A 22,981-nucleotide genomic window follows, 5' to 3' on the forward strand; every position below is an offset into this window, starting at 1 on the left:
GTAGCTAGTCGGTCGTCGACCTTAGGTCCTTGTGACCTTCGGCATGCCAGTCGACATTCACGGAGTCCTTCGTCTCAAGACCCTGATCCTTCTGGTGGGGGACCTTGGCCGTGATGTTGCGACGGGCACGACCGGCACGCAGCTGCTGCTCCATGCGCTCCGCCAGCTTGGAGAGTCCGAAGTTGATCAGGATCATGATCGCCGCGACCACAAGCAAGGCCGGGAGCATCGCACCGTAGAACTCACCGAGCTGACGGCCGGAACGCACGACCTCGACGAAGTTCACGCCGTAACCAAGCGCGGAGTCCTTCAGCGCGATGACCATCTGCGAAACGATGGCAGGCAGCATGGCCGCCACCGCCTGGGGGAGCAGGATTTTGCGCATCATCTGACCCCAGGACAGGCCCAGCGCCGAGGCCGCCTCGGACTGGCCCTTGGGCAGCGACTCGATGCCGGAACGTAGGATCTCGGCGATCACCGACCCGTTGTACAGGGTCAGTGAAGTCACGACGGCCGCGAAACCCAGGTAGGTCGACGGGAAGACGGCGTAGTGGCCGAAAAGGGCGTAGGTGAAGATCATCAGCACGAGCACCGGGATCGAGCGGAAGAACTCGACCACCACACCGGCGAACCAGCGCACCGGGGCGATCGTCGACAGTCGGGCGATGCCGAACACCGCGCCGAAGACCAGCGACAGCACGATCGAGACAATCGCCGAGGCGAAGGTCCAGAACAGACCCGGCAAGATATAGGTCGTCCAGGTGTTCCCGTAGAAGAAGATCTCCCACTTGGCCTTGTCGAGCTGTCCGCCGTCATTCAGTTTCACCAGAACGAAGGCCAGGATCAGCAGCAGGAGAACCACGGTGACGACCGTGAGTACCCGGTTGAACCGGACCGCCTTGGGGCCCGGGGCGTCGTAGAGGACTGTTGCACGTGTAGACATCAGCGCTTCACCGCCCAACGCTTGCCGGCCCAGCCGAAGAACAGGCCGGTCGGGAGGGTGAGGATGATGAAGCCGACGGCAATGATGCCGGCGATGATAAACAGGTCACTGGCGTAGTTCTCCGTCATGGTCTTCATCAGCAGCGAGGCTTCGCCGACGCCGATGACCGACGCAATGGTCGTGTTCTTGATCAGAGCGATCAATGTGTTGCCCAGCGGGACGATGGCCCCGCGGAAGGCCTGGGGCAGCACGATGTGCCGGAAGTTCTGGGTAAAGTTCAGGCCCAGCGAGCGGGCGGCTTCGGCCTGGCCGAAGGGCACGGTGTTGATGCCGGAGCGCAGCGACTCGGCCACGAAGGTCGAGGTGTAGAGGATGAACGCCAGGACCGCGAGGCGGAAGTTCTGCTGTTCAATGAAGTTGGCGCTGGAGTTCGAGGCCAGCAGCAGATTCAGCTGGTAGTAGAGACCCAGCGACATGATCAGGGCGATCAGAGTAAGCGGGGTATTACGCACGGTGTTGATGTAGACCGTGGAGACAGTCCGCAGGATGCCGACCGGGCAGACCCTCATGGCGGTGAGGATCGTCCCCAGGATCAGCGCACCGATAGCAGACCAGAACGCGAGTTTGATCGTCATCCAGAAGACGGACAACAGTTGTGGGCCCATTTCGGCCCAGAGATCGGGATTCATGTCGGTACCTCCCTTCCTTTCAGATGTGGTTCTAGTCTTCGGTGAACGAGAGGTCGCCGATGTCGGGCTTCGGCCCGATCTCGAAGTCGTCGCCCAGGTTGTCCTTGACGATCTGCTCGAAGGCTCCGGAGTCGTACATCTCCTCCAGGGCCTCGTTGACCGCGTCACGATCGGCACCGTCACCCTTGGGCAGGCCGATGCCGTAGTGCTCGTCGGTCCAGAAGGAGCCGTCCGGGTTCTGTAGCTGGATCACGCGGAAGTCGTCGTCGTAGCGCTCCTTGTAGCGCTGGGCGAATCCGGCGAGGATCGTCGCGTCGGTCGTCAGTGCGTCCACCACGCCCTGCTTCACGCCCTCGGCGCAGGCGGCGTAGGTGTCGAACTCCTGGAGCTGCACGCCGGGCAGGGCTTCCTTGACCTTCTGTGCGGGGGTGGAGCCGGAGACCGAGCACAGTCGCATGCCGTCCTTGACGTCCTCCAGCCCGGTGATGCCGGTCTCTGCTTCGATCAGTAGGCCCTGGTGGGTGACCATGTAGGGCCCGGCGAAGTCGACGGCCGCCAGGCGTCCGGCGTTGATCGAGTAGGTGGCGGCGATCATGTTGACCTCGCCGTTGTTGATCAGGGTCTCGCGCTGGGAGGAGGGCGTCTCGCGCCATTCCATGTCGGGGACGTTCCACCCGTTCTTGTCGGCGATGTACTCGACGACGTAGCGGGAGACGTCGACGTCCATGCCAACGAACTCCTTGTCCGGCGTGCGCTCGCCGAGTCCGGGCTGGTCGAACTTGGTGCCCAGGGTCACACTGCCGTTCTCGATGTCAGCAAGCAGGGAGCGCGGCTCCGAGTTTCCGCACGAGGCCATAGTGGCGGCACCGGCGACAACGAGGACCGCGGCGGTGACACGTCGCATTGTGTTCTTGATCGTCATCTTCTGCCCCCTCACTAGTGCCCGACGATCTTCGCCAGGAAGTCCTTGGCCCGGTCGGACTCGGGATTGGTGAAGAAGGTCTCCGGATCGGTGTCCTCGACGATGGCACCGTCGGCCATGAAGAGGATGCGGTCGGCGGCGCGGCGGGCGAAGCCCATCTCGTGGGTGACGACGACCATCGTCATACCCTCGCTGGCGAGGCCGGCCATCACGTCAAGGACCTCGTTGATCATCTCGGGGTCCAGGGCGGAGGTCGGCTCGTCGAAGAGCATGACCTTCGGCTCCATCGCCAGGGCGCGGGCGATGGCGACGCGCTGCTGCTGGCCACCGGAGAGCTGGGCGGGGTACTTGTCGGCCTGCACGGCGATGCCGACGCGGTCCAGGAGACGGTCGGCGGCCTTGGACGCGTCCGACTTGGAGGTCTTGCGCACCTTCATTGGTGCCAGGGTGACGTTGTCGCGGATCGTCATGTGGCTGAACAGGTTGAAGGACTGGAAGACCATGCCGACCTCGGAGCGCAGCCGGGCCAAGTCCTTGCCCTCCTCGGGGAGAAGTTCGCCGTCGATCCGGATGTCTCCGGTGTCGATGGTTTCCAGCCGATTGATCGTCCGGCACAGGGTCGACTTGCCGGAGCCGGACGGCCCCAGCACCACCACGACCTGGCCCGAGGGGATGTCCAGGTTGATGTCCTTCAGCGCCTGGAAATCACCGAAATACTTGTTCACCCCGGTGAGGGTGATCATGCTTGATGCATTCTCGTGAACTGTCATGGGAGAAGTCTAGTGTTAGGTGCGCCATCATAGGGAACCCGCTGAGGGTTGTATCACGTTACGATTCTGTTAATACCGGCGAATGTGCAGTTCCCGGGCGCTTGGCGCGGGTGTTCTTAGGGTCTGGCGGGGGTGCTGCACTACACTCGGGGACCGTGGTTGAATCCCGTAGTACTGCAGAAATGACCCGGCCTGACAACCGGAACAACCGGACGTACGAGGTGCGTACCTTCGGTTGCCAGATGAATGTCCACGACTCGGAGCGACTCTCCGGCCTGCTCGAGGACTCCGGCTACGTCCCAGTTTCTGGCGGCTCGACGCCGGACGTGGTGGTGTTCAATACGTGCGCGGTCCGGGAGAACGCCGACAACCGTCTTTATGGCACCCTTGGCCAGCTCAAGGAGGTCAAGGACGGCCATCCGGGCATGCAGATCGCGGTGGGCGGGTGCATGGCGCAGAAGGACAAGCAGACCGTCGTCGACAAGGCCCCGTGGGTGGACGTGGTCTTTGGCACGCACAACATGGGCTCGCTGCCCACCCTGTTGTCGCGTAGCGAGCACAACCGGCGCGCCGAGGTCGAGATCGTCGATTCGCTCGAACAGTTTCCCTCCGTGCTGCCGGCCAAGCGTGAGTCGACTTACGCCGGCTGGGTGAGTGTGTCGGTGGGCTGCAACAACACCTGCACGTTCTGCATCGTGCCCTCGTTGCGCGGTGCGGAGCAGGACCGTCGCCCGGGCGACATCCTGGCGGAGGTCGAGGCGCTGGTCGCCCAAGGCGTCACCGAGGTCACGCTGCTGGGCCAGAACGTCAACGCCTATGGAGTGAACTTCTCCGACCCCTCCGTCGAACGTGACCGCAGCGCCTTTTCGAAGTTGCTGCGCGCCTGCGGCGAGATCGAGGGGCTGGAGCGTCTGCGCTTCACCAGCCCGCACCCGGCGGAGTTCACCGACGATGTCATCGACGCCATGGTCGAGACCCCGGTGGTCTGCCCGCAGCTGCACATGCCGCTGCAGTCGGGCTCCGACCGGATCCTCAAGGCGATGCGTCGGTCCTACCGGTCGAAGAAGTTCCTCGGCATCCTCGACAAGGTGCGTGAGCGCATGCCGGACGCCGCGATCACCACTGACCTCATCGTCGGTTTCCCCGGTGAGACCGAGGAGGACTTCCAGGAGACCCTGCGCGTGGTGGAAGAGTCGCGCTTCACCAGCGCCTACACCTTCCAGTACTCCCCGCGTCCCGGAACTCCGGCGGCGTCGCTGTCCGACCAGATCCCCAAGTCGGTGGTGCAGGACCGCTACGAGCGTCTCGAACGGCTCCAGGAGCGTATCAGCGGCGAGGACAATGCCGCCCAGATCGGTCGGCGCGTCGAACTGCTCGTGCAGGACGGCGGGGGACGCAAGAACGCCCGGACGCAGCGCATGTCCGGACGCTCCCGCGACGGACGGCTCGTCCACTTCGCCCCGGGCGAGGACGCCGTGCGTCCCGGGGATGTCGTGGAGGTCACCGTGACGTCCTCGGCACCGCACTTCCTCATCGCCGATTCCGGGGTGCACTCGCACCGCCGGACGAAGGCGGGAGACATGGCGGAGGCCGGTTCCGTGCCCACCACGGGCCCGGTGGGGCAGGCGGGAGCCGGCGTTGGTCTCGGGCTGCCGGGGATCGGAAGGCCGTCGGCACAAGCCGCTCCGGCGACATCGGGAGTTCAGGACGGAGGCTGTGGTTGTGAGTAGGAAGACTGACGCGGTGAAGAAGGCCCAGAAGAAGGCCCAGGAGCCGGAGAGCCGTGAGGCTCTGAACAAGCGCCGCGTGGAGGCCCTCAACAAGCATGTCGAGGAACTTGAACGCAGCTCCGGCGGCGATCTTGCTGTGGCGGAGCGCCGTGCGTCCGGCACCATTGTGCTGGGATCGTCGCTGCCGGTCCTGGTCGTCGGTGCGGTCGTGGTGCTCTTCGCGCTCTTCCTCCCGCACTCCGGCGAGGTCCACGGTTACGATGTGCTGCTGTTCTCTGACCTGGCGCAGACGTTCGTCACCACGCTGCCGGAGCGGGTGTACGTCTGGCTCGCGCTCATCGGCGGAGTGCTGCTGACCCTGGGCACGGTGATCTCCCGCTCCGCGTTGGTCACGTGGGTGAACTGGACGCTAACCGGTATCGGCTGGGTCTACGGCGTCCTGGCGATCGGGATGCGTCAGTCGCGCCCGCCGACAGAGCCGGGCGATGGGCCCGGGATCGGGCTGATCGTGGGGCTGGTCGCGATGGTGATCATCTTCATCACCCTGTCGAGCCGACTGTTGCGCCGCGGTGCGGTGCAGAAGGCCATCGCCGCGCGTCGCCGAGAGGTCGCCGGACAGGACGAGGAGTCGCGGGCGGCCCAGCTTGTGCTGCGTACCGGGCTGGAGCCGCAGCACGATGCCGAGGTCATTGATGACCGACGCGAGAAGGTCCGGGCACGGCGCCAGCGCCACGACGAGGCTAGCAAGGCCAAGGAAGCCAAGGACACCGGGGACACCGGGGACACCGAAGACTAACCCCAGCGCACAGAGCAACCCCACAGGTCGGCGACACCGACCTGTGGGGTTGCTTCGTCATTCAGCGATCGTCATCTAGCTCCGTGAGTCGGCGGCCTCGGCCGCAGATTCGGCCGCGGTCTCCGCCCAGGTACGCCATTGCTCGGCCTGTTCGCGCAGATCTTCTGCCTTCTTACTGCGTCCGGCCTTCTCGGCGGCTTCGGCGTCGGCGGTGAGTTGGTCGACCCGGGCCTGGAACTGGGCCACGCGTGCCTCAGCCTCGGGGTCGGTCTTACGCCACTGGCGTTCGGCGAAGTCACTGACGCGGGACTCCAGCACGCCGAGCTTCTCGTCGAACTCCTTGACCCGGTCGCGCGGCACGTAGCCGATCTCGTCCCACTTCTCCTGCAGCTCGCGTAGCACCTCGCGGGCCCGGTCGAGGTCGGCCTGCGGGTCGATGCGGCTGTCGTACTCGTCGAGGAGGGCCTGCTTGGTCTCGGCGTTGCCGGCGAACTGCTCGTCCTTGCGGCGGTTGTCCTCGTCGCGGGCGCCGAAGAAGACGTCCTGCGCGCCGCGGAACCGACTCCACAGTCGGTCGTCGTCGGCGCGGCGGGCACGTCCGGCGGCCTTCCACTCGGCCATCAGGTCGCGGTAGGCCCGGGCGGTCTCGTTCCAGTCCGTGGAGTTCTGCAGCGCCTCGGCGCGTTTGACCAGGTCCTCCTTGCGACGCCGGACGCTGTCGCGCTGGCGGTCGAGGTCGGCGAAGTGGCCGTCGCGGCGTTCCTTGAACGTCCCGCGGGCCGCGCGCAGCCGGTTCGCCAGGGCCTTGTCGGCAGCCCGGTCGCCGCCGGCGGCATTCCACTGCTCACCGATGGCGCGCAGTCGGTCGCCATCGGCCTTCCAATCCTCGCCCTCGGCGGCGATGCGCTCGGCCTCGACGACGAGTTCCCCACGCCGCTCGGCCAGGCGTTCCTCCACCTGGCCGGCAATGGCGACGATCTCGGTGAGACGACGATCCAGGCGCGCAACGTCCCCCAGGACACCGGCATCCGCCAGACCGTCCTGCAGGCGGGTCGCGTCGGCACGCACCCGGGCGAACTCCTCCGGGTGGCTGCCCAGGCGCGCGGCGAGGACCTCCACCTCGGTGGCGAGGTCGGCGAAGCGGCGGGCGTAGTGGGCCAGGCCCTCCTCGATGCTGCCGGCCTTCCACTCGCCGATACGGCGCTCTGCGCCGTCCACCGTCAGCCACACGACCCCGTCGTCGTCGATGCGTCCGTGCGCCGCGGCGTCCTTCGCGGACGGGGCGACGGTGGTGCCAGTAGCGGCGGCACCGGGCGTGCTTCCGGGCGTGCTTCCGGGCCGGGGGCCTGGCCTGGCACCGGGCTTCGGTCCGGGCTTGGGGACGTTCATCGAGGGTCCTTCGGTTGGTGGAGTGGGCTACCTGACATTATGGCAGACCCACCGTAGACTGCTCCGACATGAGTGCAGCACAACCGCGCCCCCGCCCGGTGGCGATCGTGGGACCGACCGGGTCGGGGAAGTCGGAGACGGCGTTAGCGCTTGCCGAGGCTCTCGACGGTGAGGTCGTCAACATCGACTCCATGCAGCTCTACCGCGGCATGGACATCGGCACGGCGAAGCTGCCACCGGATCAGCGACGGGGGATCCCGCACCACCAGTTCGACGTCCTGGATGTCACGGAGACCGCCTCGGTCGCGCGCTACCGCGATGCCGCCATCGCCGACGTCGAGGACGTGGCAGGCAGGGGACGGGTCCCGGTGATCGTCGGCGGGTCGATGATGTATCTGCAGGCTCTCCTGGACGAGTGGGAGCTCCCGCCCACCGACGCGGCGGTGCGTGCCCGGTGGGAGCGTGAACTCGACCGGGTGGGTGTCGAGGCCTTGCACGAGCAGCTTGCGGAGAAGGATCCGCAGGCCGCGGGCACGATCGAGGTGCGGGACTCTCGGCGTACCGTGCGCGCGCTGGAGGTCATCGAACTCACCGGACGCCCCTTCGCCGCGTCCCTGCCGCCGAGCGACCGGCCGACACGTTGGGGCACGGTGATCATCGGCCTGGCCGCGCAGGCGGACTGGCTGAACCCCCGCCTGGAGACGCGCGTCCACCAGATGTTCGACCTCGGGCTCGTCGACGAGGTCCGCGGCCTGGTGGCGCAGGGCCTGGTGCGTGACTCCACCGCGGGCAAGGCGATCGGCTACGCGCAGGTGCTTGACTACCTTGCCGGGGACCTCACGTTGGACGAGGCGGTGGAGCGCACGGTGAGCGGGACCCGCCGCTACGCCCGGCGGCAACGCGCCTGGTTCAAGCGGGACCCGCGTATCCGCTGGTTCGACGCCGCCGCGCCGGACGTCGCCAGCCAGGTTGTGCAGGAGGTTGTACGGGAGGTAGCGCAGTAGGTCGTGGGCGAGTGCACCGGCGACTAGACTCTGCGGCATGGTTGACAGCGCGCAGATCCAGATAATCAAGGGCCACGGCACCGGAAACGACTTCATCCTGATCCCGGACCCGGAGGCGACGGTGGACCTCAGCGAGGAGCTCGTGCAGTCGCTCGCCGACCGTCATCGCGGCATCGGGGCGGACGGGGTGATCCGCATTGCCACCACCGGTGCGCTGCTCGCCGCCGGCGTATTGTCGCAGCGTCCCGAAGGGGTGCGCGACGCAGACTGGTTCATGGACTACCGCAACGCCGACGGCTCGGTGGCGGAGATGTGCGGCAATGGTGTGCGGGTGTTCGCCCACGCCCTGAGCGCGCTGTCCCTGGTCGGCGAGGACGACCGCTCGGCCGATGGCACCCTGCCGGTCGGCACGCGGGCCGGACGCCGTGACGTGCGCATCCATTCGGTCGACGACACCGACGCCGAGGTCAGCGTGGACATGGGGGCCCCGCGGGTGACGGGGCGCTCCAGCGCCACGCTCGCCGGAGCGTCCTACGAGGGAATTGGCGTGGACATGGGCAACCCGCATCTGGCGTGCGTGGTGCCCGGGCTGACGCCGGACGCACTGGCCGCGCTGCCGGTGGACCAGGCGCCCGGCTACGACGAGGATTTCTTCCCCGACGGGGTGAACCTGGAGCTGGTCACCGCGTTGCAGGACGGCACGGTACACATGCGCGTGCACGAGCGGGGCGTGGGGGAGACGTTGTCCTGCGGCACCGGGACGGTGGCTGCTGCTGTGGCTGCTGTGGTTGCGGCGGAGCAGTCGGGTGAGGACGACACGCAGGACGGCGCATGGTCGCAGGTGGTACGCGTGGTCATCCCCGGCGGCGAGGTCGCGGTGACGGTGGGGCAGGACGCCGAGGGCAACCAGGTGCCCGCGGTGCTGCGCGGGCCGTCCCGGCTGGTGTTCACCACCTCGGTCACCGTGGAGCGCGGTTAGATATAGCGGCTAGACATATCCGAGGTATACAGCAGGCCCGGCGGTCAGTGTCGAGAGTTCACTGAATCCTGCCGGGCGCGCTCCCACAACCGCTGCAGGCTCAGCGCGCGCTGATCAGTTTCGTGCAGGAGTTCGGTGAGGGTGGCGACGGTGGTCAGCGAGGTCGTCTGCTCCGGTAAGTGGCGCAGGAAACGTTCGCAGGACGCCGCGGCGGCGTGGAACCGTGCCACGCTGGAGACCTCGGAACGGGCAGCACACAGTTCGGGGCGGTGCAGCTGCCGGTCGCGGACTCGTGCGGGGTCGTTGGAGAACCGGAACTCGTCCCAGTCGTCCAGGATCGAGGCGATATCGGTGGCGGACAGGTCGATGGAACGTTTCAGAGCGGCGATTTCGCGCTCAGAGTCCTGCCGGACCACGGCGACGGCGGCGACAATCACCAAGATTACGGCGATGAGTACGCCCAACCTGCCGAGGGTGCTGATCAGAAGCCATGACAGTGCGCCGACGACCACCACCCCGGCGAGTGCCATGGGGATATTTCTACCCACAGGATCCTCCGCAGCCTCCTGACCCGCAGCCGCAGCCGCCGGAGGAGCAGGACGCCGGGTCCACCGCGGTGGCAGTGAACTGGACGTTCCCGGCCAGGATCGTGCCCACGGGCATCTCGTTTTCCTCGCCGGCAGGCACCACCACGGTGAAGGCGAAGGGGGCGTTCACCGTGCAGACCCAGAAAGACTGGCCGGTCAACGCGGCGGTACGACGCTCCGCGGCGGCGACCTCCACGGCGACGGACGCACCGGCGTGGGGCGCGACCGCCCCGGAGTTCAGGTCGGACAGCCCCGTCGACTCCACCGAGCCGACGCGCAGGACGCCGGCGCGCGCCGCCTCGTCCTGCGTGTGGTACACCGCAAGGTCGGCCGCCAGGGCGGTGATCTGCACCGGCTGGTAGGTCAGCGTCCCCTCGTCAGACAGCAGCGGGCCCTGGGCCACAGTTGCGGTGAGCGAGGCGGTCACCGGGGCGCCCTCGGCGCGGACCTGGAGCATAGGGGAGTCGGCGACGATGTCGAGCACCCCGACAATGTCATCGACCATGCTCAGGTGCGCGGAGGTCTCCGCACCGCCGCTGAAGCTGGCGAAGGAACCATAGGGGGGCACAGCGAGGATCACCAGACGGGCCCCGCTGGGGTCGTCGTACTGCAGGACTTGGCCGTCGCGGACCTCCCCGGTGACCCGCAGTGCCCCGGTCCCGTATGCCGCCTCCAGGGCGTCCTGCCAGCGGCTGAACTCCAACCCCACGCTTCTCAGTTCCGGAATCATGGGTGCGACTCTACTCCGTGGTCCCGAATCGTGGAAAGATGGAGGGCAATGACAAGCAACCAACAGAATCCTGAGACGCCCGAGAGCCCTGAGACACCGGCGACGTCCGTCGGCGAACTCGATCTCGAGCAGCGCTCCAGCCTGCGGCGCCTGACCCGCGGCACCAACGTCCACTCCACCGAGCAGGACGACGGCTACGACGTGGAGTACCGCAAACTGCGCCTGGAGCGCGTGGTGCTCGTCGGGGTGTGGACCGAGGGCAACACCGCCCAGATCGAGGCCCGTCTCGCCGAGCTCGCCGCCCTGGCGGAGACCGCGGGCTCGGAGATCACCGACATGCTCTACCAGCGCCGCGACAAGCCGGACGCCGGCACCTACGTCGGCTCCGGCAAGGTCGAGGAGCTGCGCCAGATCGTGGTGGAGACCAACGCCGACACCGTCGTCGCCGACGGCGAGCTCAGCCCCGGGCAGATGATCGCCCTGGAGAAGGCGCTCGACGTAAAGGTCATCGACCGGACGATGCTCATCCTCGACATCTTCGCCCAGCACGCCAAGTCCAAGGAGGGCAAGGCCCAGGTCGCCCTGGCACAGCTGGAGTACCTGATCACACGCGTCCGTGGCTGGGGCGGCGCGCTGTCACGCCAGGCAGGCGGCCGCGCCGGATCCAATGGTGGTGTGGGCCTGCGTGGCCCTGGTGAGACGAAGATCGAGGCGGACCGCCGTCGCCTGCGCAGCGAGATGGCGCGCCTGCGCCGCGAGATCCAGGGCATGAAGAAGTCGCGCGACGTGCAGCGCGACCGCCGCGACGCCTCCGCGCTCGCCCAGGTCGCCATCGCCGGCTACACCAATGCCGGCAAGTCCTCGCTGCTCAATGCGCTGACCGGTGCAGGGGTGCTCGTGGAGGACGCCCTGTTCGCCACCCTGGACCCCACGACCCGCCGCGCCGAACTCGCCGACGGACGGGCGGTGATGTTCTCCGACACCGTCGGGTTCATCCGCTTCCTGCCCACCCAGCTCGTCGAGGCGTTCCGCTCCACGCTGGAGGAGGTCATGGCCGCCGACGTGGTGCTGCACGTCGTCGACGGCTCCGACCCCTTCCCGATGGAGCAGATCGCCGCGGTGAACAAGGTCATCGGCGAGATCGCCGAGGACACCGGGCAGTCCGCGCCCCCGGAGATCCTGGTGATCAACAAGGTTGATCAGGCCGACCCGCTGGTGCTCGCCGAGCTGCGCAGCCGGTTGGACGACGTACTCTTCGTCTCCGCGCACACCGGGGAGGGGATCGCCGCCCTGGAGAGCCGCCTGGAACTGTTCCTGAACTCCCGTGATGACCACGTGATCCTGCAAGTGCCCTTCGAACGCGGGGAGGTCATCTCCCGGCTGCACGAATACGGGACAGTGCTCAATCAGGAGTACACCGAGCACGGCACCCGCGTGGAAGTACGCCTGCCTGGAGTGATCGCCGCGGAACTGTCGGACCTACGTATCGCGGACGACCAGGCGACAGAATAAACTCGTCCGAATGGACGAAATGCAAGAGAAGAAGTCAGCGCCCGCCGGGGCCTCCGAAGGGGCCTCCGAGCGAGGAAAGCTGTTCGGGTGGTCGCTGCACGGGGACGGACGGAGGATCCGGCCCGGGGCGGTCGTCGCCCCCGAGGAGCGGCTGACGTGGCCGCGCACCGTGGGCATCGGCATGCAGCACGTGATCGCCATGTTCGGTGCCACGCTGCTGGTGCCTGCGCTGACCGGATTCCCGGTGAACACCACACTGCTGTTCTCCGGTATCGGCACGATCCTGTTCCTGCTGATCACCCGTAACCGCGTGCCGTCCTACCTGGGCAGCTCCTTCGCCTTCATCGCCCCGCTGACCGCCACCCAGGCCGAGGGCTTCGCCGCCCAGCTGGGTGGCGTGATGGTCGCCGGTCTCGTGCTCATCCTGGTCGGTGTGCTGGTCAAGGCCGCCGGACGTCGCGTGCTGGACGCGGTGATGCCCCCGGCGGTCACCGGTGCGATCGTCGCGCTGATCGGACTGAACCTGGCCCCGGCGGCGACGGCCAACTTCCAGGAGCAGCCCCTGGTCGCCGCGGTGACCCTGTTCGCCGTCCTGGTGATCACCGTCGCCGGACGCGGCATGATCGGCCGCCTGGCGATCCTCATCGGTGTCGTCATCGGCTGGGTCTTCGCCGTGGTCACCGGCAATATCGCCGACGACGCCGGCGAGGTCATTGCCGACGCCGCGTGGTTCGGCCTGCCGGACTTCCACACCCCTGAGTTCCACGTCAGTGCGGTCCTGCTGACCCTGCCGGTCGTGGTGGTGCTCATTGCCGAGAACGTCGGGCACGTCAAGGCCGTGGCCGGGATGACCAAGCGCAACCTGGACGACCAGGCCGGACCCGCACTGATCGGCGATGGTCTGGCAACGACCCTGGCCGGTGGTTTCGGCGGCTCGGGTACCACCACCTACGCCGAGAACATCGGCGTGATGGCGGCGACGAAGGTGTATTCCACCGCCGCGTACTGGGTGGCTGCGGTCACCGCCATGGTGCTGGCCTTCGTCCCGAAGTTCGGGGCCGTGATCAATACCATCCCCTCCGGTGTCCTCGGCGGGGCGACGATGGTGCTCTACGGCATGATCGGCCTGCTGGGTATCCGCATCTGGCAGGACAACAACGTGAACCTGACCAACCCGGTGAACCTGTCGGCGGCGGCCGTGGCGATGATCGCCGGCATCGGTAACCTCACCCTGCAGATCGGTTCGCTGGAGCTCGAGGGCATCGCCTGGGGCTCGGTGGGCATCATCGTGGGCTACCCGCTGCTGCGGTGGCTGTTCGAGAACGTCGGGGAGGGGCGCGAACCCGCCGTGCGGGACTACCTCTCCCATAACTAGGGCGTGCGCCGGACGTCTCGTCGCGTAGAAAACCGGCCCCGACACCTGCAGAGCAGGTGTCGGGGCCGGACTCGACTGCGGTGACGGGTGCCCCCGTCGTCGCTGTTCCTACTCTTCGTCGAGGTTCTTGGTGATCAGCGCGGCGATCGCCTCCACGGCCTCGGCGTTGTCGGACGTGACGGTCACCTCGTCACCGTGCTCGGCACCCAGGGCCATGATCATCAGCGAGGAAGATGCGTCCGACGGTTCCTCGTCGTCCTCCCCGGGCAGGGAGAGCAGGATCTCGTCGTCGTAGTTGGCAGCCGCCTCCGCAATGATGGTGGCGGGACGTGCGTGCAGGCCCACGGTGGAGCCGACGGTGACGGTAGTGGAGGCCATGGTTGTGAATGTCCTTATCAGGTCGTCGTTCATGGTGGTCGGGCGCTGACCGCCAGCAGTGCCTGGCGTGTGGTGCCCTCCCTGACAGCGTAGCCGAACTGTGCCCGATCGCGCCGTCACGACTATCGCGCCACTTATGCCGTGACGACGTTGACATCCTCCGAAGAGAAGGCCTCCAGATACTGGCGCGGCGCGGCGTCGTCGGTCACCAGCACGTCGATCTCAGGCACGTTGGCGAAACTGACGAGGTAGTCGCGGCCAAATTTCGTAGAGTCGCACATCGCGACCACCCGGTCGGAGTTGGCGATCATGGCGCGCTTCACGGCGGCCTCCTCGGCGTCCGCCGTTGACAGTCCGTGGTCCATGGACAGGGCGTTGGTACCGATGAACGCGAGATCGGCGTGATGCACTCCGATGGTGCGCAAGGCGATATCGCCGACGACTGCCTGAGTGATGGGACGGATATGGCCACCAATGAGCTGGACGTCCGACAGGCCCGCCGCCGACAGGCGGACGGCGAGGGGCAGGAAGTTGGTGAGCACCGTCAACCCCCGATAGGGGTTGTCGTCGGGGCGTCCTGCCTCGGCGATGGCGTGCGCCAGCATCGCGGTGGTCGTGCCGGCGTCGAGGAACACCGTGCCGGTGCGCGGCAGAAGGTCGGCGGCGGCGCGTCCGATCCTGATCTTGGCCTCCGTGGAGGTGGTACTGCGCAGCTCGATGGGGGTTTCACGAGTCTGGAAGGTATTGGTGGGCACGGCACCGCCGTGGACCCGGTGCAACGCGCCGTCATTGTCGAGCACCGTGAGGTCCCGGCGGATGGTTTCCGGGGTGACCGCGAACCGCTCTGCGAGCTCCACGACGGTGACACGCCCGTTGACCGCGGTCAGTGACGCGATCTGGCGGCGACGTTCCTCAGAGTTCATGATCTGCATTGTATGGGGTGTGGCGGGGATGAACGCCGATTCGGGGGTGGGTATGGCCCGGCGGGTGACCCCAGGGGGTGACCGAAAGAGGGTAACGTGGGCGAGGAACTTGTCCATCACGTTCGTACCTCGACACCTCGTGGTCGAACCCTCGGTAAGTGACCTTGGTAGTTGAATCGACGTCCACCAGGTCGTGCGATCAGAAAATTTGTGGGAGACCAGACACTATGGCAGACACGAATCCCCCGGCAGTCCCCGCGGACGGCGAACCCGTCGTTCTGAAGGGAAAGTCCGTTGTTCCCGGAACCGTCTTCGCACCGGTTACCTGGGTTACCGACCGCCCGGAGTTGCCGGGCCCGGACAAGACGGTCGGGGACGCCGACCGTGAGGCCGAGTACCAGGCCTTCGTCACCGCGGTGGACACCGTCTCGGAACGTCTCAGCTCCCGGGCGCAGACCGTGGAGGGCAACGCCCGCCAGGTCCTCGAGGCGACCGTCGCGATCGCCAAGGATCGCGCGTGGGCGAAGAAGGTCAAGAAGTCCGTCAACGGAGGTCAGACGAACCTGTACGCGGTGCGTCAGGCCACCGACGACTTCGTGGAGATGTTCCTGAAGGCCGGCGGGGTGATGGCTGAACGTGTCACCGACCTGATGGACGTGCGTGACCGTGTCATCGCCGAACTGCGCGGGGAGCCCGAGCCGGGCATTCCGGACGTCGACACGCCTCATGTCCTGTTCGCCGATGATCTCGCCCCCGCCGATACCGCGACCCTGGACCCCGAGCTGATCATCGCCGTGGTCACCGAAAAGGGTGGTGCGACGAGCCACACCGCGATCATCGCCCGCCAGCTCGACCTGCCTTGCATCGTCGCCGTGGGAAGCAACCTGCGCGGCGTGAGCGCTGGCACCGAGGTCCTGGTGGACGGTGCGGCGGGAACCGTGGAGACCGGCGTGGACCCGGCAGAGGTGGAGAAGCGTGTCACCGCTGCCGCCGAACTGGCCTCGAAGGTCCGTGGCTGGCACGGCCCGGCGCAGACCGCCGACGGTCACCGGGTGCAGCTGTTGGCCAATGTGCAGGACGGTGCAGCCGCCCGCCAGGCCGCGGAGTCCGTGGCCGAGGGGATCGGCCTGTTCCGTACCGAACTCGGCTTCCTCAGTGAGACCACCGAGCCGTCCGTAGAGGAGCAGGCGAGGCGTTATGCCGAGGTCCTGTCCGCGTTCCCGGAGGGCAAGGTCGTGATCCGTACGCTGGACGCCGGCTCGGACAAGCCGGTGCCCTATGTGATGGCGGAGACCGAGGAGAACCCTGCTCTCGGTGTGCGCGGTCTGCGCATCGCCCGGACAAACCAGAAGTTGCTGGAACGCCAGCTGGACGGCATCGCCCTGGCGCTGAAGCTGTCCGGTCGCGAGGACTCTGCGGCGCAGACCTGGGTGATGGCACCGATGGTGGCAACGGTCTACGAGGCGAAGTGGTTCACCGAGCTGTGCCACGAGCGAGGCCTCGTGGCTGGCGCGATGATCGAGGTCCCGGCGGCGGCCCTCATGGCCGATAAGATGATGCCCTACCTGGACTTCGTGTCCATCGGTACGAATGACCTGACCCAGTACACCATGGCAGCAGACCGCATGTCGGCCTCGCTGGCGCACCTGACCGACCCGTGGCAGCCCGCGGTGCTGCGACTCGTGCACACCACGTGTCGTTCTGGCGCGGAGACCAAGACGGCAGTGGGCGTGTGCGGTGAGGCCGCGGCGGACCCGGTGCTGGGCTGCGTGCTCGCCGGTCTCGGTGTGACCTCTCTGTCCGCGGCACCGCCTGCACTCGCTGCGGTGGGCGCCCAGTTGGGCGAGGTGGATTTCGCGGTGTGCCGTGAGATGGCCGCTGCCGCACTGGACGCCGATGGCGCGGAGGAGGCCAAGGCAGCCGCCGCGGCCGTGCTGGGGCTCTAGCGCTCTAGCGCACCCTGTATCCACGCAAACCCCCCGGACGCCTCTGACGGAGGCTGTCCGGGGGTTTCGCGTATCAACGTGGGGATTGCGGGGGCCTAGATCTTGCGAAGCACCGCGACCACGCGGCCGAGGATGTCGGCGTTGTCCCCCGGGATGGGTTCGAACAGGTCGTTGTGGGGGAGGAGCCAGACGCCCGCTTCGTCCTTCTGGAACTCCTTGACCGTCGCCTCCCCGTCGATCATCGCGGCCACGAAGTCCCCGAGTTCGGCGACCTTCTGGGAGCGTACGGCGACCCAGTCACCGTTGAAGATGCCAGCATCGCGCATGGACTCGCCAATGACCTGGAGCAGGAACAGTTCCCCGCCACCGACGAGTTCCTGGGGAAGAGGGAAGTGGGCCTCGACGTGCTCTTCGGCCAGGATGGGCGAACCGGCGGCGATCTGACCGACGACGGGCACGAAGGACGGCTCCGGCATACCGGAGGGACCGCTGGTGTTAGCCGGCTTCGGCCCCGGACGGTTGTCGACCTCGTCGTCGAAGTCCCTGATATCGACCGCGCGCGGCTTGTTGTCCTCGCGGCGCAGGTACCCCTTCCGCTCGAGCTCGCGCAGGTGGTACGACACCGACGAGGTCGAGTTCAACCCCACTGCGTCGCAGATCTCGCGGATGCTCGGCGGGTATCCGCGGAACCGGGTCGCGTCCTTGATCACGTCCATGATGCGCCGTTGACGGTCGGAAAGCTTCTCCCTCCCCTTTGCGTCGAGCGCGGCACCTGCCTCGGTGACCTTCGCCCGCTTTCGCTTGCCTGCCGTGGTTCCCACGGAGGACTTCTGCTTCTCTGACATCTGACCCACTCCTGGACTCGTTGTACCGGTCGTGTCCCCGACCTTACATGACCGAACGGACATCGTTGGTCAGGGTGTTCGAAAATCTCTGGAAAGTTGTGGACATCATCGAACACCCGTGCTACCTTCGGGTGCAGATACAGAACTTCGAACACACGGACGAAGAACGTGCCGTCGGAATCAAGCGATGTCCGCCAGCGGTGCTGTCATGGTCCTTGTCTGAAGCCGGGAATCCGGTCTGCTTCCACGGAAAGAGGGTTGTCATGAGCACGATGTCGGTTGAAAGTCGTCGGTCCGGCCTCCGCCGTCCCGTCTATCGGCGTCCGGAGTGGTCCGGGTCCGCGCTGGATGGTTTCTCGAACACCTGGGGGGAGGGTTCGGTCCGAACCCCTTCGGTCGTGCAACGGCAGCGGTACCTCCGTCAGGGCAGAATTGCTGAACGTCCGTTCGAGCCGACCTCCAGGTACGCCAGAATTCGGCGTCGCGCGTCCATGGTCGTCGGTTCCCCCGGCATGACCGTACTTTCTCTGGCCGCGCTGGTGACGTTCCTCGCCATATCTCCGGCGGTCACTGGGCAGCAGGAGGACACCGTGACACCGACCGGGACGACCACGGTCACGGTGAGCGACGGCCAGAGTCTGGCGGAGATCGCTGAGCAGCACGTGCACGGGGCCAGCGTTGGCGACGCGGTGGCGAGGATCGCTTCGCTCAACGATGTTAGCGACATGGGTGGACACTGGACGGATGAAGGCTCCCAGGGGAGCACCCGGGACGTGGTCGTCCCCGTCTACTGACCGACCCCTCGTCCGCCTGCGGTGCGGCTCGGAGTCGGAGGTAGCATGTGGGGACACCAACTGTCCTGACGACTTCCATGAGGGAGAACACCGTGCTTTGTCCCGCCTGCCGTTCCGAGGACTCCCGGGTCGTGGACTCCCGCACGGTAGAATCCGGCTCCGCCATCCGCCGTCGCCGAGAATGTCTCTCGTGCAAGACCCGGTTCACCACCTTGGAACGATCCGTGCTGCTGGTCACCAAGCGAAGTGGTGTCACCGAGGAGTTTCGCCGCGACAAGGTGATCCGGGGTGTCGGAAGGGCCTGTCAGGGCCTCGAGGTCTCCGGAGACGACCTGAAGATCCTCGCCCACGACGTAGAGCAGTCACTGCGTGCCTCCCACGGCTCCCAGGTCGCCGCCGACGACATCGGCCTGGCGATCCTCGAACCCCTTCGCAACCTCAACGAGGTCGCCTACCTCCGGTTCGCCTCGGTCTACAAGTCCTTCCGCTCGACTGAAGACTTCGAGAAGGAGATCCGTGCGCTCCAGGAGCGCCGAAGCGACGCAACCGGGTAGCCCTGTCCGGGGGCTACCTGATCTTCGCCAGTGCCTTGCGCACCCGGGCGACACTCGCCGGACGCGACGTTCCCAGGTTCTGGGCGTACAGCGACACCCGGAACTCCTCGACCAGCCAGAGCACGTCCTTGAACTGGGACGAGGCCGCCCGAATCGCCGGCAAACGGCGCTTGGCCTCCTCGACGGCCTCGACGCACTCCCTGACCTGGTCGTCGAGGTCCTCTTCCCGGTCCGGGTCAGATTCCATCATCTCCAGGCGAGCCTGCATCGCCGCAACGTACCGCGGTACATGACGCAGATGCTCCACCCCGTTCTTGGCAACCTGGTGAGGCCCAAGGAAAAATTCGAGCTGTGCCTTCATATCTTCGATGGCCGCCCCGTCCCACGCAGAGAGTTCCTGCGACATATCCGCCACAGCAAGCACGGCCGGGGTGATCGCCACGAAGATCTGCCGGACCAACCCAGGACCACGGTCCTTGGCTGCAGCTACCGCCTCGGCACAACGTTCAGGATCTCGGATCACTGGGCCGTACTGCTCGAGCAGGTTGCGGCACGCCAGCACCCGGCAGTCATCGACCAGTGCGTCTGCGCCGCCGTGCGGGTAGGTGTCCACCGCCACACGCTGGCGCAACTGCAGTCCCTTGACCATCTGCTTCGAGGAGACCTGGCAGGCCGCCACCATCATCTCCAGGACGGTGGAGAACTGTTGACCGGCCGCCGCCTGCGGGGTGGGGAAGGCCTTCAGCACGACCCCGTTCTTACCCTCCGAGACCAGGGCAGGGTAGGCCGAGGTCGTTTGGCCGTCCACCACGGTCTCCACGGACTCCGGGAGGACGCCGATGCCGTCGCTGCTCCAGCTCGCGGAGCGGGCGAGCACACCACCGGTGCCCCCGGCACTGCCTCCGCTGCGTCCTCCCCGGCCCTTCTTCTTCGACGGGCTGTGGGACGCGGAGTCTTGCGGTGTGGGGGCAGCGCCACCGGACTTGCCGTTCGACCTGCGGGAGGAGCGTGCGGTGGCCGACGCGATGGACTGGGTGATCTCGCCGGCCAGGTCGTCCTGCAGTTCGGCGAGATCCTTTGAGGTCGCGATGACCTTGCCCCGTCGGTCCACCGCGGCATAGGTCATCCGGAGGTGGCCCGGGACCCGGTCCCAGTCGAAGTCGGAGGGGCTGATTCCCGTACCGCCGAGCGAGCGCAACGCATCAGCCAACGCCTGGTCGACGGGGCCGTCGTAGGGGGTCATACGCTCCAGGGCGGCCCGGGCGAACTGCCCGGCCGGTACGACCGAGGTGCGCAAGGGCTTGGGGAGCGTGCGGATCAGCGCGATGCACAGTTCCTCGCGCATGCCCGACACTAGCCACCGGGTGTCGGTGTCGGTGACACCGGCGAGCAGCGGCAACGGGATACGCATCGTGATGCCGTCGGCAGGGTCGCCGGGGCTGAAGACGTACGTGAGATCGAACTGCATCGCGCCCTGGGTCCAGGAGTCAGGGAACTCCCGGGCCTCTGCCGCGGCACCGTCGGAGCCGATGAGCGCCTCCGGGGTCATGTCGAGCAGGTGCGGGTCGGTGTGGCGGGCCTTCTTCCACCAGGAGTCGAAGTGGGCGGCCGACACCACCGAGGACGGCAGCCGGGCGTCGTAGAAGCCGTAGAGGGTGTCGTCGTCGACGACGATGTCGCGGCGTCGTGCCTTGTCCTCGAGATGTCCGACCTCGTCGAGCAGCTCGCTGTTGTGGCGGAAGAAGCGGTGGTTGCTGCGCCAGTCGCCTTCCACCAACGCGTGGCGGATGAACATGTCACGCGCGGCCTCCGGATCGGTCTTCGACAGGTTGACCCGTCGGTCGGCGATGACCGGGAGGCCGAGCATCGACGCTTTCTCGATGGCCAGGGCCGCCCCCTGCTTGCTGGACCAGAACGGTTCGGCGTAGGAGTAGCGCATCAGGTGAGGGGCGACTTCTTCGAGCCACTCGGGGACGACCGGGGCGACCGTGCGGGCGAACACCTGGGAGGTCTCGACCAGTTCAGCGGCCATGACCCACTGCGGAGGCTTCTTCGACAGGTGGGAAGACGGGTGCACCACGAACGTGGTGTTGCGGGTGCCGGTGAATTGGCGGGAGTTGCCCTGGCGCATACCGACATTGGTCAGCAGGCCCGTCAGTAGCGACTTGTGTACCTCGGTCTCGTCGACGGACGTCGCCTCGCGCTTCCCGAGACCACTCGTGGCCGTCTCGGCGTCCTGGTCGCCGAGGTCGAAGGTCAGCTCACGGAAGTGGCGGACGTTGGGGATCTTCCACCGCAGCTCCTGGATCACCGTGAGCAGCTGACGGACCAGGTCCATCCATTCCAGGACACGGACGTAGTGGATGAACTCATCGCGACACAGCCGGCGGAACTTATTGCCGGAGAGTTCCCGGCGCTGAGCCTGGAGGTAGTTCCAGAGCTTCAGCACCGAGATGAAGTCGGAGTTTGCGGCGAACCGGGCGTGGAGCTGATCGGCACGGGCCTGGTGCTCGGCAGGACGTTCCCGGACGTCCTGGATGCTCAACGCGGCCACGATGACGGCGACCTGCTCCAACACGCCATTGGCATGGGCGGCCGACAACATGCGCGCCAGGCGCGGGTCGGTGGGTATGCGCGCCATGTCGCGCCCGATGTCGGTGAGAGTCGGTCCGCCGTTCTTAGTCTCGTCCTGGGCCTTGTCCTTTGACTCGTTGGCCAGAGCGCCGAGTTCGCGCAGCAGCTGGACGCCGTCGCGTACGGACTTGGATTCTGGCGGCTGCAGGAACGGGAACTCGCGGATGTCGCCGAGGTCCAGGGCAGTCATCGACAGGATCACGCTGGCGAGGTGGGTACGCAGGATCTCCGGGTCGGTGAACTCGGGGCGGGCCTCGAAGTTCTCCTCGGAGTACAGACGCACGGCGATACCGTCGGAGGTACGTCCGCAACGGCCCGAACGCTGTTTCGCCGACGCTTGGCTGATTTCCTCGACGGGCAGCCGCTGCACCTTCGTGCGGTGCGAGTAGCGCGAGATCCGGGCGTAGCCGGTGTCGATCACGTACTTGATCCCCGGCACCGTCAGCGAGGTCTCGGCGATATTCGTGGCCAGGACGATCCGACGCCGCGAGCCGGTACTGAAGACCCGGTGCTGTTCGGCCGACGAGAGCCGTCCGTACAGGGGGAGGACGTCGACCCCGCGCCACTGCTGGTCCGACAGCGCGTCCGCGGCGTCGCGGATCTCCCGCTCACCGGAGAAGAAGCAGAGGATGTCGCCGGGGCCCTCGGCGATGAGTTCGCGGGCGGCGTCGAGCAGCCCGTCCAGCGGGTCTGTCTCGATCTCACGCACCCCACCGCCGGACTCGGAGCGGTCCTCAATACGGGTGAGCGGTCGGTAGCGAACCTCGACAGGATAGGTGCGTCCGGATACCTCGATGACCGGTGCGGGCTTTCCGTCGGCATCGGCGAAGTGGCGGGCGAAGGAGTCGGGGTCGATCGTCGCCGAGGTGATGATGATCTTCAGGTCGGGGCGCTTCGGGAGGATCTCGCGCAGGTAGCCGAGGAGGAAGTCGATGTTGAGGCTACGCTCGTGCGCCTCGTCCACGATGATCGTGTCGTAGGCGCGCAGCAGCCGGTCGCGTTGGATCTCGGCAAGCAGGATTCCGTCGGTCATCAGTTTGACCGCGGTGGAGTCGTTGACGTGGTCGTCGAACCGGATCTTGTAGCCTACGCGGCTGCCCGGTTCGCCGGCCTTCTCACCAAGTTCGTCGGCGATGCGGTCGGCGACACTGCGTGCGGCGATCCTTCGGGGCTGGGTGTGACCGATCCGCCTGGTCTCACCGCGGCCGAGTTCCAGGCACATCTTCGGTAGCTGGGTAGTCTTTCCGGAACCGGTTTCACCGGCGACGATGACGACCTGGTTGTCGCGGATCGCCTCCATGATCTCCTCGCGGCGCGCGGAGACCGGCAGGGACTCGGGGAAGGCAAGGTTCTGGGTGAGGTTCGCCCGGGGAGCCTGACGCGGCGGGCGTCCCGCACCGCGTCCTCGTCCCTTGCCGCGCCCGCGCTTCCTGCCGGACCGTCGGGTACCACTTACGTTCTTGTCCTCGGAAACCACCCGG

General features: G+C 66.9%; 20 protein-coding genes. 9 read left to right on the top strand and 11 right to left on the bottom strand.

Translation table 11 applies throughout. The features are described 5' to 3' along the window. Positions 1–4 precede the first annotated feature (4 nt). The 4 genes from ACT3SZ_RS05140 to gluA are packed head-to-tail and all read right to left on the bottom strand — an operon-like array spanning position 5 to position 3,297. Positions 5–943, bottom strand: a complete 939-nt coding sequence (locus tag ACT3SZ_RS05140) for an amino acid ABC transporter permease (RefSeq protein WP_444617208.1) — start codon at positions 941–943, stop codon at positions 5–7. Further along, positions 943–1,632 carry an amino acid ABC transporter permease gene (locus tag ACT3SZ_RS05145; protein ID WP_444617210.1) on the bottom strand — a complete coding sequence of 230 codons (690 nt, stop codon included), beginning with the start codon at positions 1,630–1,632 and terminating at the stop codon, positions 943–945. Before ACT3SZ_RS05145 ends, ACT3SZ_RS05140 begins: the two co-directional genes overlap by 1 nt. A gap of 31 nt (positions 1,633–1,663) precedes the next feature. Beyond that, positions 1,664–2,554: a glutamate ABC transporter substrate-binding protein gene (locus ACT3SZ_RS05150; protein WP_444617212.1), complete on the bottom strand. Its 891-nt coding sequence runs from the start codon at positions 2,552–2,554 to the stop codon at positions 1,664–1,666. A gap of 14 nt (positions 2,555–2,568) precedes the next feature. Then, positions 2,569–3,297, bottom strand: a complete 729-nt coding sequence (gene gluA / locus ACT3SZ_RS05155; protein ID WP_444617640.1) for a glutamate ABC transporter ATP-binding protein GluA — start codon at positions 3,295–3,297, stop codon at positions 2,569–2,571. A gap of 209 nt (positions 3,298–3,506) precedes the next feature. On the opposite strand from gluA, the gene miaB reads away from it, so the two are divergent. Then, entirely contained in the window at positions 3,507–5,054 is a 1,548-nt protein-coding gene (gene miaB, locus ACT3SZ_RS05160; protein WP_444617642.1) for a tRNA (N6-isopentenyl adenosine(37)-C2)-methylthiotransferase MiaB, read from the top strand. Then, positions 5,047–5,850 carry an Rv2732c family membrane protein gene (locus ACT3SZ_RS05165; protein WP_444617214.1) on the top strand — a complete coding sequence of 268 codons (804 nt, stop codon included), beginning with the start codon at positions 5,047–5,049 and terminating at the stop codon, positions 5,848–5,850. The genes miaB and ACT3SZ_RS05165 overlap by 8 nt, the downstream gene beginning before the upstream one ends. A gap of 75 nt (positions 5,851–5,925) precedes the next feature. Here ACT3SZ_RS05165 and ACT3SZ_RS05170 read toward each other — a convergent pair whose 3' ends face one another. Continuing rightward, positions 5,926–7,239: a DUF349 domain-containing protein gene (locus ACT3SZ_RS05170; protein WP_444617216.1), complete on the bottom strand. Its 1,314-nt coding sequence runs from the start codon at positions 7,237–7,239 to the stop codon at positions 5,926–5,928. 68 nt (positions 7,240–7,307) lie between these two features. Here ACT3SZ_RS05170 and miaA point away from each other — a divergent pair, with 68 nt between their 5' ends. Then, positions 7,308–8,243, top strand: a complete 936-nt coding sequence (miaA, locus tag ACT3SZ_RS05175; RefSeq protein ID WP_444617218.1) for a tRNA (adenosine(37)-N6)-dimethylallyltransferase MiaA — start codon at positions 7,308–7,310, stop codon at positions 8,241–8,243. A gap of 37 nt (positions 8,244–8,280) precedes the next feature. After that, on the top strand, positions 8,281–9,222 hold the full coding sequence (dapF, locus tag ACT3SZ_RS05180) for a diaminopimelate epimerase (RefSeq protein WP_444617220.1): 942 nt from the start codon (positions 8,281–8,283) through the stop codon (positions 9,220–9,222). Positions 9,223–9,266: 44 nt separating this feature from the next. Here dapF and ACT3SZ_RS05185 read toward each other — a convergent pair whose 3' ends face one another. Further along, positions 9,267–9,752 (bottom strand): hypothetical protein, encoded by a 486-nt coding sequence (locus tag ACT3SZ_RS05185; protein ID WP_444617222.1) that lies wholly within the window; start codon positions 9,750–9,752, stop codon positions 9,267–9,269. A gap of 10 nt (positions 9,753–9,762) precedes the next feature. After that, positions 9,763–10,539, bottom strand: coding sequence for a hypothetical protein (locus tag ACT3SZ_RS05190; RefSeq protein WP_444617224.1), 777 nt, complete (start codon positions 10,537–10,539; stop codon positions 9,763–9,765). A 48-nt stretch (positions 10,540–10,587) separates the two neighbouring features. Between ACT3SZ_RS05190 and hflX the strand changes: the two genes are divergently transcribed. Beyond that, complete coding sequence (hflX, locus tag ACT3SZ_RS05195) at positions 10,588–12,051, top strand: GTPase HflX (protein WP_444617226.1); 1,464 nt, start codon at positions 10,588–10,590, stop codon at positions 12,049–12,051. 19 nt (positions 12,052–12,070) lie between these two features. Further along, positions 12,071–13,426, top strand: a complete 1,356-nt coding sequence (locus tag ACT3SZ_RS05200; protein ID WP_444617644.1) for a uracil-xanthine permease family protein — start codon at positions 12,071–12,073, stop codon at positions 13,424–13,426. A gap of 108 nt (positions 13,427–13,534) precedes the next feature. On the opposite strand, the gene ACT3SZ_RS05205 is transcribed toward ACT3SZ_RS05200, so the two are convergent. Beyond that, positions 13,535–13,804 (bottom strand): HPr family phosphocarrier protein, encoded by a 270-nt coding sequence (locus ACT3SZ_RS05205; protein WP_444617228.1) that lies wholly within the window; start codon positions 13,802–13,804, stop codon positions 13,535–13,537. A gap of 134 nt (positions 13,805–13,938) precedes the next feature. Beyond that, entirely contained in the window at positions 13,939–14,727 is a 789-nt protein-coding gene (locus tag ACT3SZ_RS05210) for a DeoR/GlpR family DNA-binding transcription regulator (RefSeq protein ID WP_441579561.1), read from the bottom strand. Between the two features lie 227 nt (positions 14,728–14,954). On the opposite strand from ACT3SZ_RS05210, the gene ptsP reads away from it, so the two are divergent. After that, positions 14,955–16,673 carry a phosphoenolpyruvate--protein phosphotransferase gene (ptsP, locus tag ACT3SZ_RS05215; protein WP_444617230.1) on the top strand — a complete coding sequence of 573 codons (1,719 nt, stop codon included), beginning with the start codon at positions 14,955–14,957 and terminating at the stop codon, positions 16,671–16,673. 95 nt (positions 16,674–16,768) lie between these two features. Here the strand turns inward: ptsP and lexA are convergent, their stop codons facing one another. Beyond that, a complete protein-coding gene (gene lexA, locus ACT3SZ_RS05220) occupies positions 16,769–17,389 on the bottom strand; it encodes a transcriptional repressor LexA (protein ID WP_444617646.1) in 621 nt (206 codons plus the stop codon). 641 nt (positions 17,390–18,030) lie between these two features. Between lexA and ACT3SZ_RS05225 the strand changes: the two genes are divergently transcribed. Next, on the top strand, positions 18,031–18,312 hold the full coding sequence (locus ACT3SZ_RS05225) for a hypothetical protein (RefSeq protein ID WP_444617232.1): 282 nt from the start codon (positions 18,031–18,033) through the stop codon (positions 18,310–18,312). A 92-nt stretch (positions 18,313–18,404) separates the two neighbouring features. Next, entirely contained in the window at positions 18,405–18,866 is a 462-nt protein-coding gene (nrdR, locus tag ACT3SZ_RS05230; protein ID WP_301442366.1) for a transcriptional regulator NrdR, read from the top strand. Between the two features lie 13 nt (positions 18,867–18,879). On the opposite strand, the gene hrpA is transcribed toward nrdR, so the two are convergent. Next, a complete protein-coding gene (gene hrpA, locus ACT3SZ_RS05235; protein WP_444617234.1) occupies positions 18,880–22,977 on the bottom strand; it encodes an ATP-dependent RNA helicase HrpA in 4,098 nt (1,365 codons plus the stop codon). Positions 22,978–22,981 lie beyond the last annotated feature (4 nt).

Source organism: Corynebacterium sp. AOP40-9SA-29 (genome assembly GCF_052377405.1).
In the GTDB taxonomy this organism is placed as follows: Bacteria; Actinomycetota; Actinomycetes; order Mycobacteriales; family Mycobacteriaceae; genus Corynebacterium.